This is a genomic window from Streptomyces sp. NPDC088923 (assembly GCF_044749745.1).
GTDB lineage: Bacteria > Actinomycetota > Actinomycetes > Streptomycetales > Streptomycetaceae > Streptomyces.
Genome location: NZ_JBIVIO010000009.1, coordinates 181,412 through 195,260, shown reverse-complemented (window position 1 = coordinate 195,260; position 13,849 = coordinate 181,412). Strand labels below are relative to the sequence as shown.

The 13,849-nt window shown below is 71.7% G+C and carries 7 protein-coding genes and 5 tRNA genes; 7 read left to right on the top strand and 5 right to left on the bottom strand.

All coding sequences use genetic code 11. The annotated features are described in order from the left end of the window. Window positions 1–245: 245 nt before the first annotated feature. From ACIP4O_RS27400 to ACIP4O_RS27385, 4 genes are all read right to left on the bottom strand, one after another. Window positions 246–318, bottom strand: a tRNA-Lys gene (locus ACIP4O_RS27400). A gap of 107 nt (window positions 319–425) precedes the next feature. Further along, window positions 426–1,955, bottom strand: a complete 1,530-nt coding sequence (locus ACIP4O_RS27395) for an amino acid permease (protein WP_401578451.1) — start codon at window positions 1,953–1,955, stop codon at window positions 426–428. Between the two features lie 107 nt (window positions 1,956–2,062). Beyond that, complete coding sequence (locus tag ACIP4O_RS27390; protein ID WP_401578449.1) at window positions 2,063–4,294, bottom strand: DEAD/DEAH box helicase; 2,232 nt, start codon at window positions 4,292–4,294, stop codon at window positions 2,063–2,065. A gap of 333 nt (window positions 4,295–4,627) precedes the next feature. Next, window positions 4,628–5,272 (bottom strand): hypothetical protein, encoded by a 645-nt coding sequence (locus ACIP4O_RS27385; protein ID WP_401578447.1) that lies wholly within the window; start codon window positions 5,270–5,272, stop codon window positions 4,628–4,630. Between the two features lie 98 nt (window positions 5,273–5,370). Between ACIP4O_RS27385 and ACIP4O_RS27380 the strand changes: the two genes are divergently transcribed. The 7 genes from ACIP4O_RS27380 to ACIP4O_RS27350 all read left to right on the top strand — a co-directional run bounded on the left by ACIP4O_RS27380 (window position 5,371) and on the right by ACIP4O_RS27350 (window position 12,371). Further along, window positions 5,371–5,721, top strand: a complete 351-nt coding sequence (locus ACIP4O_RS27380) for a metallopeptidase family protein (RefSeq protein ID WP_361329596.1) — start codon at window positions 5,371–5,373, stop codon at window positions 5,719–5,721. 330 nt (window positions 5,722–6,051) lie between these two features. Next, window positions 6,052–7,659 (top strand): metallophosphoesterase, encoded by a 1,608-nt coding sequence (locus ACIP4O_RS27375; protein ID WP_401578445.1) that lies wholly within the window; start codon window positions 6,052–6,054, stop codon window positions 7,657–7,659. 144 nt (window positions 7,660–7,803) lie between these two features. Next, a tRNA-Glu gene (locus tag ACIP4O_RS27370) sits at window positions 7,804–7,876 on the top strand. Window positions 7,877–7,903: 27 nt separating this feature from the next. Continuing rightward, window positions 7,904–7,978, top strand: a tRNA-Asp gene (locus ACIP4O_RS27365). A gap of 18 nt (window positions 7,979–7,996) precedes the next feature. Continuing rightward, window positions 7,997–8,070 (top strand) — tRNA-Phe (locus tag ACIP4O_RS27360). 127 nt (window positions 8,071–8,197) lie between these two features. Further along, window positions 8,198–12,196: an ATP-dependent RNA helicase HrpA gene (gene hrpA, locus ACIP4O_RS27355; RefSeq protein ID WP_401578443.1), complete on the top strand. Its 3,999-nt coding sequence runs from the start codon at window positions 8,198–8,200 to the stop codon at window positions 12,194–12,196. A 100-nt stretch (window positions 12,197–12,296) separates the two neighbouring features. Then, window positions 12,297–12,371, top strand: a tRNA-Asp gene (locus tag ACIP4O_RS27350). 824 nt (window positions 12,372–13,195) lie between these two features. Here ACIP4O_RS27350 and bldC read toward each other — a convergent pair. Next, on the bottom strand, window positions 13,196–13,402 hold the full coding sequence (gene bldC / locus ACIP4O_RS27345) for a developmental transcriptional regulator BldC (protein ID WP_007824215.1): 207 nt from the start codon (window positions 13,400–13,402) through the stop codon (window positions 13,196–13,198). Window positions 13,403–13,849 lie beyond the last annotated feature (447 nt).

The window sequence follows — 13,849 nt, the reverse complement described above, 5'->3', positions numbered from 1 at the left end:
GGGAGCGCTCCCGACCACCTCAGTCCGGAACCGTACGAACCCCACCCCACCCCGGCAACCCACCCCACACCATTGGCCAAAACCCACCCACCCCCCAGCCCATCCCGCGGCCCGCCCGCCCCGAGACGCCCCGGCACGGCCCCCGTCCGCGCCCCGAGGCACCCCGGCACGGGCCGCCCTCCCACACCCCCTCCGAAACGCCGAACGCCCCAGGCCGGGAGTCCCTGACCTGGGGCGTATGCGCGTAGACCGTGTGGGACTCGAACCCACAACCAATGGATTAAAAGTCCACTGCTCTGCCAATTGAGCTAACGGTCCCAGTGGTGCTCCCCCGAGCATAGCCCCCCGACCGCGCGAGGCCGATTCGGTAGGCGGTCCTGGGGTGGTGGCGGGGCGTGGGGGCGCCCCGCTTCCGTACGTACGTCTCAGTCCTCCGCCGTCGGTCCCCTCGTCCGCAGGAACCACTTCCGTGCCGAGGCGAACCACCACGTCGCCGCGAAGCCCAGGACCACCAGGACGGCGACCGGGGCGTAGTTGAAGGTCTCTACCGTCACCGGGGACACCTGCGGGAGCATGAACAGGATCGTGATCACCACGACCCACGTCACCGCCGCGACGCCGATCGGGCGGGACCAGCGGCCCAGGTGCCAGGGGCCGCGCGCGAAGTCGTCGCCGCGGCGCAGGCGCAGGAGGGTCGGGACGACGTAGGCGATGTAGAGGCCGATCACGGCGATCGAGGTCACGGCCGCGTACGCCGTCTCGTTGATCAGGTACGGGAGTCCGAGGACGAGCGCGCCGAGCGCCGCGAGCCAGACCGCCGCGACGGGGGTGCGGGTACGGGGGCTCACCGTGCGCCACAGGCGCGAGAACGGGAGGGCGTTGTCGCGCGAGAAGGCGTAGATCATGCGGCTGTTGGCGGTCACCGAGGCCATGCCGCAGAAGAGTTGCGCGCCGATCACGACGAGGAGCAGGAGCTTGCCGCCCGTCGCGCCGACCGCGTCCAGGAGGATCTGCGCGGGCGGCGCGCCGGTGGGCGAGTTCCTGGCGCTCTCGTACGACTGGATCGCGTACGTGAAGCCGAGCAGCAGCACGAAACCGGCGATCCACGAGGTCCAGATCGACCGCACGATGCCCTTCGGGCCCGCCGTCGCCGCGTCGTGCGTCTCCTCGGTCATGTGCGCGGAGGCGTCGTAGCCGGTGAAGGTGTACTGCGCCATGAGCAGCCCGATCAGGACGACGTACGCGCCGCTCCCGAAGCCCGTGTGGTTCTCGAAGTGCGTGAAGACGTACGAAGTCGACTGATGGTGATCGGGGACGAGCGCGAGCGCCCCGACGATGACGGCGACGCCCGCGACGTGCCACCACACGCTGACGTTGTTGAGCAGGCCGACGATGCGGACGCCGAAGGTGTTGAGGAGGCCGTGCAGGACGAGGATCGCCGCGAAGAGGAGGATCGTGCGACCGGGGGTGACCCCGAAGCCGAACTCCAGGTTCAGGTACGCGGCGAGGAAGTTCGCCGCGCCGAAGTCGATGCCCGCCGTCACGGCCACCTGCCCGAGCACGTTGAACCAGCCGGTGAACCACGCCCAGGCGGCGGCCGAGCGCTCGGGGGCGAGCCGGTGCGCCCAGAAGTACAGCCCCGCCGAGGTCGGGTACGCCGAACAGATCTCCGCCATCGCGAGCCCCACGAGCAGCGTCATCGCGCCGACCGCGACCCAGCCCCACGTGATGAGCGCGGGGCCGCCCGTGTTCATGCCGAAGAGGTAGAGGGTCAGGCAGCCGGAGAGGACCGAGATGATCGTGAAGGACACCGCGTAGTTCGAGAACGCGGACATGCGGCGGGCGAGGACCTGCGGGTAGCCGAGTTCGGCGAGGCGCGCCTCGTCGGAGGACGCGTCGGCCGCGGTCCCGGATTGTGGGGGCGGTTTCTCGCCACTCGCTGCTGTATTTGTCATGTGCGCAGCGATGCCCCGCACGCGGGCCGGTCAACCCCCTTGCGGGGAGCGGGAATCGCCGAGGGCCCGTACGGAAGTTCCGTACGGGCCCTCGGTCATGGCCTTACTCAGCCGTTGCGCTTCCAGCGCGGCTTGTCGTCGCGGCGCGGGGCGAACGAGCTGCCCGCGCCCCGGTCGTCACGACGGCCGTAGGGGCGGTCGCCGGTGCCGCGGTGGTCGCGGTTGTACGGGCGGTCGCCGCCGCCGCGGTGCTGCGGGCGGCCCGCGTCGCGCTGGCCGCCGCGCTCGCGGTCGAAGCCGCGCCCGCCGCGGTCGTCACGGCGCTCGAAGCCACGCCCGCCGCGGTCGTCACGACGGTCGTTGTCCCGGCGGAAACCGGGGCGGTCGTCGCGGCGGAACGCGGGACGGTCGCCGTCGCGGCGGTCGTCGCGGCGGTCGCGGTCGAAGCCGCGGCCACCCCGGTCGTCACGGCGCTCGAAGCCCCGGCCGCCGCGGTCGTCACGACGGTCGTACGAGCGGTGCTCGCGCTCGCCGCCACGGCCGCCGAAGCCGCCCCGGTCCTCGCGACGCTCGAAGCCGCGCCCGCCGCGGTCGTCACGACGGTCGTTGTCGCGGCGGAAGGAGGGACGGTCGTCCCGGTCGCGGCGGTCGTCGCGCCGGTCGTTGCCCCGGTACGAGGGCCGCTCGTCGCGGTCGCGGTCGTACGGGCGGCGCTCGGCGACGGGCGCGGGCTCGGCGGCGGCCACGGGGGCCGGCTCCGTACCTGCGGCCGTCTGCTCCGCGACGGACTCGGTGCCTTCGGCGGTCGGGGCCGGGGGCTCCTCGCCGCGTTCGCGGGCGGCGCGGGCCACGAGGCGGTCGGCCTCGGCGCGGTACTCGCTGGCGCGGCGCTTGGCGCGCTCCAGCTCGCGGCTGAGGTCCTCGACCTCGCGCTCGGCCTGCTTGGCGGACTGGCCCGCCGACTCGGCCTGGACCTCGGTCATCGAGCGGGCCCCGGTGATCTCGGCCAGCTCGGCGTCGAAGACGGCGCTGCCGATCTGGTGGCGCGCGGCGTCGACGCCCGCGTCCTCCATGAGGCGGAAGATCTGGCGGCGCTGGTGCGGCAGCGAGAGCGAGACGACGGTGCCGGACCGACCGGCGCGGGCGGTGCGGCCCGAGCGGTGCAGGTAGTCCTTGTGGTCGCCCGCCGGGTCGACGTTGAGGACGAGGTCGATGCCGTCGACGTGGATGCCGCGCGCGGCGACGTCGGTGGCGACGAGGGCGTTGACGTAGCCGTCCTTGAAGTCGGCGAGGACGCGGGTGCGCGCGCCCTGGGTCATGCCGCCGTGCAGCGCGTCGGCCTTCACGCCCGCGTCGCGCAGCTGCTCGGCGACGCGGTCGGCGCCGAGCTGGGTGCGGACGAAGATGATCGTGCGGCCCTTGCGGGAGGCGATCGCGGCGGTGACGGGGGCCTTGTCGCGCGGCTTCACGATGAGGATGTGGTGACTCATGGTGGTGACGGCGCCCTGGGCGGCGTCGACCTCGTGGGCGACCGGGTTGACGAGGTAGCGCTTGACGAGCGCGTCGATCTCGTTCTCCAGCGTCGCGGAGAAGAGCATCCGCTGGCCGCCGGCCGGGACCTGGTCGAGCAGCTCGGTGACCTCGGGCATGAAGCCGAGGTCGGCCATCTGGTCGGCCTCGTCGAGGATCGCGATCCGCACCTTCTCCAGGGAGCAGGCGCCGCGGTTGATGAGGTCGCGCAGGCGGCCCGGGGTGGCGACGAGGATGTCGACGCCGCGCTCCAGGGCGTAGATCTGGTTGCCCATGGACGTACCGCCGCAGACGACCTTCATGCGCAGGTCGAGGACGTCGCCGTAGGGCTGGAGTGCGTCGGCGACCTGCATCGCCAGCTCGCGGGTCGGCGTGAGGATGATGCCGCGCGGCTTCTTCTTGTCGGTGAAGCCGCCCGCGAGGGACGCGAGGAGCGGCAGACCGAAGGAGAGGGTCTTGCCGGAGCCGGTGCGGCCGCGGCCGAGGATGTCCTTGCCGGCGAGCGCGTCGGGGATCGTCGCGGCCTGGATCGGGAACGGGCTGGTCACACCGTTCTGCGCGAGCTTGCGGACGATGTTCTCGGGCAGGCCCAGGTCGGCGAAGCCGGGGACCTTCTCGGCGGGGGCCTCGGGGGCCTCGTCCGCCTCGGCGGCCGGCGCGCTCTCGGCGACGGCGTCGGTCCCGGCGGCGTCCACCGCGTCAATGGTCTCGGCGGTCGGCTGCGCGGGAGCGGTCAGCTCGGGGGTGGTGTCGGCGGGCGCCTGCTCGGACGCGGGCACGACGGAGTGATCGGACGTGGAAACAGACATGTGAAACGCGAAACCTTCCGGAGTCTCGGCACGTGCCCCAGCTCCGTGTACGCGCAGACGACCGCCTCAGTGCGATCCAGCTACGGCAAGGAAGGTACGCGCCACACGCGGCGCTCTTAGATCGGCGCCGGGCACAGGGATGAAAAACGAACAGCGGATGAACGATCTGCCACCATACGCACCACGCTCACCCACTGGCAAACCAGCCGGTCAACGGGGTACGAGGGCAAGGCCATGAGCTTTGCGGAACGCCTGAGTCCTCGGCTCGTACGGGTAGGGGGCGAAGGACCGCGGCGGGTCTCGCCGGGCACGTCGTACGGGACTGAGGATCGCCTAGGACGCGGGCGTCTGCTGGTCCGAACGCGCGGTGCCGCCGTCTTGTTCCCGCGCGGCGGACTGATCCGGCGCGCGCTGCTCGCGCTGGTGGGTCCGGGCCGCGTCCCCGTCCTCGCCGGGGTCGCTCGCGGGTGGTTCTTCGGGCGTGTCGGTCGGCTCGGGGGTGGTGGGGGCGGACGTGGGGGGTGCGGGGGGCCTGGTCCTGGTGGGGGTGGGGTCGGCGGGGGTGCTCGGGCGGCCGGTGGGGGCGGGGCGCGTGGGCGGGGTGGGGCGGCCGGGGCGGTCGGGGTGCTCCGGGTGCTCGGGGCGGGAGGCGGCGGGCTTCGACGGGTGGTGGCCGGGGCGGTCCTCGTGGGGCCTCGTCCGGTCCTTGGCGCCGGGGTGGGCGGAGGTCGTGGAGGGGCTGCCGGAGGCTCCCGGCCGCGCGCCGTCCGGCTCGGCGGCGCCGGGCACCGCGCCGCTCTGCGGTACGGCGCGCAGCGTGCCCGTACCGCCGCCGTCCGGCGACTCGTGGGCGACGCCCGCGGTGGCGCCGGAGCTCGCCGAGCCGGCCGGGTCCTCACCGACGTTCATGCAGCCGGTCCCGGCGAGGGTCGCGGCGAGCACGGCGGCGAGCCGCAGGGGGACGGGGAAGTGGCGCACGGAAGGACCTCCGGTGGCGCGGGACGGCGGGTACGCCGTGCCCAACTCCCCCGGGGCCGCACAGGACACGGCGGGCGCGCGTCCCGCACAATGGCGGCGTGCTGGAGATGAGCGAGGACCGCTTCGAGGAACTGGTCGCCGAGGCGCTCGACACGATCCCGCCCGAGCTGACCCGGGTGATGGACAACGTCGCCGTCTTCGTCGAGGACGAGCCGCCCGCCGACGATCCCGAGCTGCTCGGCCTCTACGAGGGCACGCCGCTGACCGAGCGCGGCGAGTGGTACGCGGGTGTGCTCCCCGACCGGATCTCCGTCTACCGGGGGCCGACGCTGCGGTACTGCGCCTCCGAGGAGGAGGTCGTGGAGGAGGTCGCGGTGACGGTGGTGCACGAGGTGGCGCACCACTTCGGGATTGATGATGAGCGCTTGCATGAGCTGGGGTGGGGGTGACGGGGGGAGGCGGTTGCGTTCGGGCGGGGGGAGGCGGGGTTCCGTTCCGGGCGCGGGAGGAGGGGGACACACCCCCGCCCTCCCAGGGGGGCGACCCCAATAACAAGTCTTCCGCATCCGCAACCGCCCCCCTGACCAATCCAGCGAATCTGTGGATAACTCCTTTCAAACCCTCCCCCCACACACCCTTCCCGCTGAATTCCCCGCCCCTCGGCTGACGGCGGTCCGCTTATCGGGCCGGGGTGAGTGAGTACTCACCCACCTGCGAGACCCCCTTTCCCGCCGCCGCTCCCACGTATCCCGGCCGCCCCCCGTGGGCAGAGCACCCCCATGGCGCCCGACCGGATACCGCCCGCCCGCAGACCTCCGACCCCGCGCTCCCGCAAGCCCCGCGCCCCCGAGCCCCGCGCCGGCGTCCCCCGCGCTCGGGCCCGCACCGGTCCCCGCACCAGCGCCCTCCCCCCGCTCGCCACTCCCCTCGCCCCCGCGCCACCCGCCCGCCGCTGGCTGCGCGCCCTCGCCCTCGTCGTCGTCACTCTGGTCGGCGCCTGGCTCGGCCTCCTCGTGGTCGGCACCGTCAAGGTCCCCGTCGGCCCCATGGACACCCGCATGGCGCTCACGCCCTCCACCACCGGCGGAACCCGCGTCGACGTCTCGCCGCTCGGCGCGCTCTCGCTCGACAGCCACCGCGCCCCCGTCCGCCTCGACGTCGACGTCGACCGGCTCGATCCCGTCCGCGCCCAGGCGCTCGTCGCGCACCCCGAGCGGCTGAGCGGGCTCCAGGACGAGGTGGCGCGCGACGTCCGGCACGGGGCCGTCGAGCTGGGCGTACGGTCGTGCGTCGCGGTCGTGACCGGGGCCGCCGCGCTCGGCCTCGTCGTCTACCGCCGACCGCGCCCGGCGCTCCTCGCGAGCGGACTCGCGCTCGCGCTGCTCGCCGCGTCGGGCGGCACCGCGTGGGCGACGTGGAACCCGAAATCGGTCCTGGAGCCGCGCTTCTCCGGGCTGTTGAGCAGCGCCCCGGCCGTCGTGGGGGACGCGCGCAGCATCGTCACGGAGTTCGACGTCTACTCGCAGGAGCTGGCCCGGCTCGTCACCAACGTCACCAAGCTGTACGACGTGACGTCGACGCTCCCCGCGTACCAGCCCGACCCCTCCACCGTCCGCGTCCTGCACGTCTCGGACATCCACCTCAATCCGGCGGCCTGGACCATCGTGGCCTCGCTCGTGAAGCAGTACGACATCGACGTGATCATCGACTCGGGCGACACGATGGACCACGGCAGCGCCGCCGAGAACGGCTTCCTCGACCCGGTCGCCGACCTCGGCGCCCCGTACGTGTGGGTGCGCGGCAACCACGACTCGGCGACGACGCAGAAGTACCTCGGCGACACGAAGCGCTTCAAGAACGTCCGCGTGCTCGACGAGGGGCGCGTGGTGACAGTCGCCGGGCTGCGCATCGCGGGCACGGGCGACCCGCAGTACACGCCCGACCGCACGGCGGAGCGCGGCGGCAAGGCGGCCGAGAGGGCGGCCGGCATCAAGCTCGCCTACGAGATCCGCCAGCGGCAGGAGCCGGTGGACATCGCGGTCGCGCACGACCCGAACGCGGCGCGCGAGACGGACGGCGCGGTGCCGCTCGCGCTCGCGGGGCACCTGCACCACAGGGAGCAGGAGATCCTGCCGGGCGGCACCCGGCTGCGGATCGAGGGCTCGACGGGCGGCAGCGGACTGCGCGCGGTCGAGGGCGAGCACCCGGACCCGGTCCAGACCTCGGTCCTGTACCTCGACAAGGACACCCACCGGGTCCAGGCCTGGGACGAGATCACCCTCGGCGGCCTCGGCCTCAGCAGCGCCGAGGTCAGCCGCCACATCGCGGAGGAGAACCAGCCGGGCGCGAGCCCGGGCCCGGCGGACAGCGACCCCACGACCCCCTGATCCCGCCCCTGGTCAGACCCTCGCTCCGGCCCCCGTCCGCCCCCGGTTCCCTCCCGCCGGGAAACCGTTTTGGCGAACCCTCCCCCCATCCCATATGCTTCTCACGTCCCCGACGCGCTGCGAAGCGCCCAGGCGGGCCAATTAGCCCTCATCGTCTAGTGGCCCAGGACGCCGCCCTTTCAAGGCGGTAGCACGGGTTCGAATCCCGTTGGGGGCACGTTTCACCGTACGGAAACGTACGCGAGGTCCTGTGGAGCAGTTTGGAGTGCTCGCCACCCTGTCAAGGTGGAGGCCGCGGGTTCAAATCCCGTCAGGACCGCTGACCCGCGAGGGTCGTGGCTGGGTAGCTCAGTTGGTACGAGCGATCGCCTGAAAAGCGATAGGTCGCCGGTTCGATCCCGGCCCCAGCCACCGCCGCACGAGCCCCCCGTTCCCGGACGGGGGGCTCGCTGGCGTGTACGGCCGCCCGCCAGGCGGACCGGGGCCGGGGAAAATCCCCTCGCCGCGTCGGTGCCACTGGTGCGATCCTGGAGTACGTATGTCCACTTCGCCTGCCCCCGCCCCCACCAGCGCGGACCTCGCGCCCCGACTCGCACTCCTCGCCCCGCGCGACGCCCAGCGGCTCGGCCGCAGGCTCGAGGGCACCCGCCGGGTGCGCAAGCCGGAGGCCCGCAGCGCCGTACTCGCCGAGATCGAGACGGAGATCACGAAGGCCGAGGAGCGCCTGGCCGAACGTGCCGCGCACGTCCCCGAGGTCAGCTACCCGCCGCAGCTCCCGGTCAGCGCGAAGAAGGACGACATCGCGGACGCGATCCGCGAGCACCAGGTCGTGATCGTCGCGGGCGAGACCGGCTCGGGCAAGACGACGCAGATCCCGAAGATCTGCCTGGAGCTGGGGCGCGGCGTGCGCGGCATGATCGGCCACACGCAGCCGCGCCGGCTCGCGGCCCGTACGGTCGCCGAGCGCGTCGCGAGCGAGCTGGACACTCCGCTCGGCGAGGCGGTCGGCTGGAAGGTCCGGTTCACCGACCAGGTCAGCCGCCAGACGTACGTCAAGCTGATGACGGACGGCATCCTGCTCGCCGAGATCCAGACGGACCGCGAGCTGCGCGCGTACGACACGATCATCATCGACGAGGCGCACGAGCGCAGCCTCAACATCGACTTCCTCCTCGGCTACCTCGCCCAGCTCCTCCCCCGCCGCCCCGACCTGAAGGTGATCATCACCTCGGCGACGATCGACCCGGAGCGCTTCTCGCGGCACTTCGGCGACGCCCCGATCGTCGAGGTCTCGGGCCGTACGTACCCCGTCGAGGTGCGGTACCGGCCGCTGCTCGCGGAGGACAGCGAGGAACCGGACCGCGACCAGACCACGGCGATCATCGACGCCGTCGAGGAGCTGCGGCGCGAGCCGAGCGGCGACATCCTCGTGTTCCTCTCCGGGGAGCGCGAGATCAGGGACACGGCGGACGCGCTGGAGAAGAGGAAGTTCCCGTTCACCGAGGTCCTGCCGCTCTACGCGCGGCTCTCGCACGCGGAGCAGAACCGTGTCTTCAAGCGGGCCCCCGGGGACAGCGCGCGCCGTATCGTCCTCGCGACGAACGTCGCCGAGACGAGCCTCACGGTGCCCGGCATCAAGTACGTGATCGACCCGGGCACGGCGCGCATCTCGCGCTACAGCTCCCGCACCAAGGTGCAGCGGCTGCCCATCGAGGCGATCTCGCAGGCGAGCGCGAACCAGCGCAAGGGCCGCTGCGGGCGCACCTCGGACGGCATCTGCGTCCGGCTGTACTCGGAGGAGGACTTCGAGGCGCGCCCCGAGTTCACGGACGCGGAGATCCTCCGGACGAACCTCGCGTCCGTCATCCTCCAGATGACCTCGGCCGGGCTCGGCGAGATCGAGAAGTTCCCCTTCATCGACCCGCCGGACCACCGCAACATCCGCGACGGCGTGCAACTCCTCCAGGAGCTCGGCGCGCTCCACCCCGAGCAGAAGGACCAGCGCAAGCGGCTCACGCAGACGGGCCGCAGGCTCGCGCAGCTCCCCGTGGACCCGCGCCTCGCGCGGATGGTCCTGGAGGCGGACCGCAACGGGTGCGTGCGCGAGGTCATGGTGGTCGCGGCGGCGCTCTCGCTCCAGGACCCGCGCGAGCGGCCGAGCGAGAAGCAGGCGCAGGCCGACCAGTTCCACGCGCGCTTCAAGGACGAGTCGAGCGACTTCCTCGCCTTCCTCAACCTGTGGACGTACATCCGCGAGCAGCAGCGGGCGCTCTCGTCCTCCGCCTTCCGCCGGATGTGCAGGAACGAGTTCCTGAACTACCTGCGGATCAGGGAGTGGCAGGACATCTACGCGCAGGTGCGCTCCGTGGCGCAGCAGCTCGGCCTGAACATCAACACGGACGACTCGCCGCCCGAGCAGGTGCACGTCTCGCTCCTCGCGGGGCTGCTCTCGCACATCGGTATGAAGGACGTGAAGGAGTCCGCGGCGAAGGACCCGGCGCAGAAGGAGAAGCGCCGGGGCGGCGGCAACGAGTACCTCGGCGCGCGGGGCGCGAAGTTCGCGGTCTTCCCCGGCTCGGCGCTCTTCAAGAAGCCGCCGCGGTACGTGATGAGCGCCGAACTGGTGGAGACCTCGCGGCTGTGGGCGCGCGTCAACGCGCGGATCGAGCCGGAGTGGGCCGAGCGGCTCGGCGCGCACCTCGTGAAACGCACGTACAGCGAACCGCACTGGGAGAAGGACCAGGCGGCCGTGATGGCGTACGAGAAGGTGACGCTGTACGGCGTGACGCTCGCCGCGCAGCGCAAGGTGAACTACGGGCGGATCGACCCGGAGGTCTCGCGCGAGCTGTTCATCCGCAACGCGCTGGTGGAGGGCGACTGGCGTACGCACCACAAGTTCTTCGCGGACAACAGGCGGCTGCTCACCGAGGTCGAGGAGCTGGAGCACCGGGCGCGCAGGCGCGGCATCGTCGTGGACGACGAGGCGCTGTACGACTTCTACGACGAGCGGGTGCCCGCGCACGTCGTCTCGGGCGCGCACTTCGACTCGTGGTGGAAGCGCAAGCGGCAGGAGGAGCCCGAACTCCTCGACTTCGAGCGCTCGATGCTGCTCACGGAGGCGGCGCGGGGCATCACGAAGGACGACTACCCGGACCGGTGGCGGCAGGGGCCGCTCGACTTCCGGGTGACGTACCAGTTCGAGCCGGGCGCGGACGCGGACGGCGTGACGGTGCACGTGCCGCTCCAGGTGCTCAACCAGGTGACCTCCGAGGGCTTCGACTGGCAGATCCCGGGGCTGCGCGAGGACCTGGTCACCGAGCTGATCCGCTCGCTGCCGAAGCCGATCCGCCGCAACTACGTTCCGGCCCCCAACTTCGCGCAGCGCTTCCTCGCGCAGGCGAGCCCGCGAAGCGTGCCACTGACGACGGCGCTCGCGAAGGGCCTTCAGCAGATGGTCGGAGTGCCGCTGACGGCGGAGGACTTCGACGTCGCGAAGGTGCCGGACCATCTCAAGATCACGTTCCGGATCGTCGACGAGCGGCGCCGCAACCTCGCCGAGGACAAGGACCTCGACGCGCTGCGCGACCGCTTGCGGCCCAAGGCGCGGCAGGCGCTCTCGCGCGCGGCGGCGGCGAGCGCGGAGCGTACGGGGCAGGCCTCGGTCGAGCGGAAGGGGCTCACGGACTGGGGGGACCTCGGGACGCTGAGCAAGGTCTTCGAGACGCGGCGCGGCGGGCAGCCGGTGAAGGCGTACCCGGCGCTCGTGGACGAGGGCGACACGGTGGGGGTGCGGCTCTTCGACAGCGAGGAGGAGCAGCGCGCGGCGATGTGGCGCGGGACGCGGCGGCTCATCCTGCGCAACATCCCGGTGAATCCGGCGAAGTTCGCGCAGGACAAGCTGACCAACCCGCAGAAGCTCGCCCTCTCCGCGAACCCGCACGGCTCGATGCAGGCGCTCTTCGCGGACTGCGCGACGGCCGCGGCGGACCGGCTCGTCGAGCGCGCGGGCGGCCCGGCGTGGGACGAGGCGGGGTACCGGAAGCTGTACGAGTTCGTCCGGGCCGGGATCGTGGACACGACCGTCAACGCGGTGGCCGCCGTGCAGCAGGTCGTCGCCGCCTGGCAGGCGTGCGAAAGACGGCTGAAAAGCACCCGTTCCCCCGCGCTGCTCGCGAACCTGGCGGATGTGCGCGAACAGCTCGACGGGCTCGTGCACCCGGGCTTCGTGACGGAGGCGGGCCTGATGCGGCTCTCCGATCTGCTGCGGTATCTGCGGGCCGTGGACCGGCGTTTGCAGCAGATGCCGGCGAACGCGCAGCGGGACACGACGCGGATGGAGAAGGTCCGCGAGATGCGGGACGAGTACCTGTGGCTGCTGGAGCAGTTCCCGAAGGGGCGGCCGGTGCCGCGGGAGGCGCGGGACATCCGGTGGATGGTCGAGGAGCTGCGGGTCAGCTACTTCGCGCACGCGCTGGGCACGGCGTACCCGGTCTCGGACAAGAGGATCGTGAAGGCGATCGACGCGGCGGCGCCGTGATCGGGCACTCACGGACAGCGAGTTCGACCAGGACCCCGGGGCTGCTGTAGAGTCCTTCTCGCAGCCCAGCGCGGTGGACCACCGCGAAGGCGCCGCTTCTGGTCCTGTGGAGCAGTTTGGAGTGCTCGCCACCCTGTCAAGGTGGAGGCCGCGGGTTCAAATCCCGTCAGGACCGCAGTAGATACGCGAAAGGCCCGTCACCTCGGTGGCGGGCCTTTCGCGTGCGCCCAGCCGGACGCGGGTAGTTGACCGCCCCTTGCCCTCGACTGACCAAGTCTTGCCTTGACCCGTCGCCTTACGCGCGAGTAGTCCGTAAGCGGGCCCTGACGGCCGCTGAGCGCCCCTGGGAGCGCCCGGGAGCCGCACGGGCACGAAAGTCCCCCCAACGAGTGATATCGCGACGCGAGAAGGCCCCACAGCGGGTGAGAGCTGATAGGTGTTCTCCCACGCCGTCGCATGGGCGGACAGCGGGCGGAGGGAGGCCCCACCCCACTAACGCACAGTGTGCGGACGCGACAAGAAGTTCGATGTGTGACGGGTGTCACGGAATTTCTTTGCGGACAGGTCGGACTTAACCCGCGCCTACATGGGGTCAATTTAATATGTGCAATTGCACCGTCATACGGGGAGGTGAATACTCCCCCGGCATGACCGCACACTTTGCCACGCCAACCCCCGCGGACCACCGGCCCCGGAGCGCGATCCGCACACTTCCGCACACCCGCACGGGAGCGGGGACTACCGGCGGCCGCGCACGGAGGCGGGCGCACGGGGCAGGCGTACGGGGCAGGCGCACGGGGCAGGCGGGGCGTGCGGGCGTCCGGGCAACAAAAAACCGCGCTGGACCCGGCGGAGTCCAGCGCGGCCAATGACGTACCCAAGACTTGCGGCAGGGACGCCTGTTGGGGCAGGCGGCCGACGTCGAATATGAAGCTGTGAAGCGGGGCGGAACGGGTTTGGGGACCCGAAACGCCCGGTAGAGCCCGTTTCGCCGCGCGATCAGGACTCGCTGCGCTGCTGGGGGATACCCGCCAGCAGGGCGCGAACCTCGGCCTCGCGGTAACGGCGGTGCCCGCCGAGCGTGCGGATCGACGTGAGCTTGCCGGCCTTCGCCCAGCGCGTGACCGTCTTGGGGTCGACGCGGAACATCGTGGCGACCTCAGCCGGGGTCAGCAGGGCCTCGGCATCAGGGGTGCGAGCGGTCATGAGCGGCCTCCTCGGGAGAACCGAACCTTCTCGGTTCATTCCTCTAAATTCTGCACCTTGACCCACGTTGCCCGAAATGGGCGGACGAAGGTCGAGTCGGTTATAGGACGAACGGCTTGTCCTCGGCACTACAACTACACCATCCGTCCAGCCGCGTCGGCCAAACCGATGGAATTGCCCTCTCAGACGGCCATCAGCGACGGAAGCCGATGGACCGTGCCATAGCGGACAGTTACTCCTCCGTAACGATCAGTCACAGCAAGATCGCCGACCACCACACCCCCCACGAAAGTACTTTCCCGGACAAGGCACGACAAACCGCCCACAAGCGAACGGAAGGAGCCCGCGCAGGGCTCCTTGTCCTATTTTGGCACGAGGAGGGGGGAAGGCCGCAAGGGGACCCCTACGTGCGATCCGTCACGGATCACACCGCTTGCCCCGATCTGG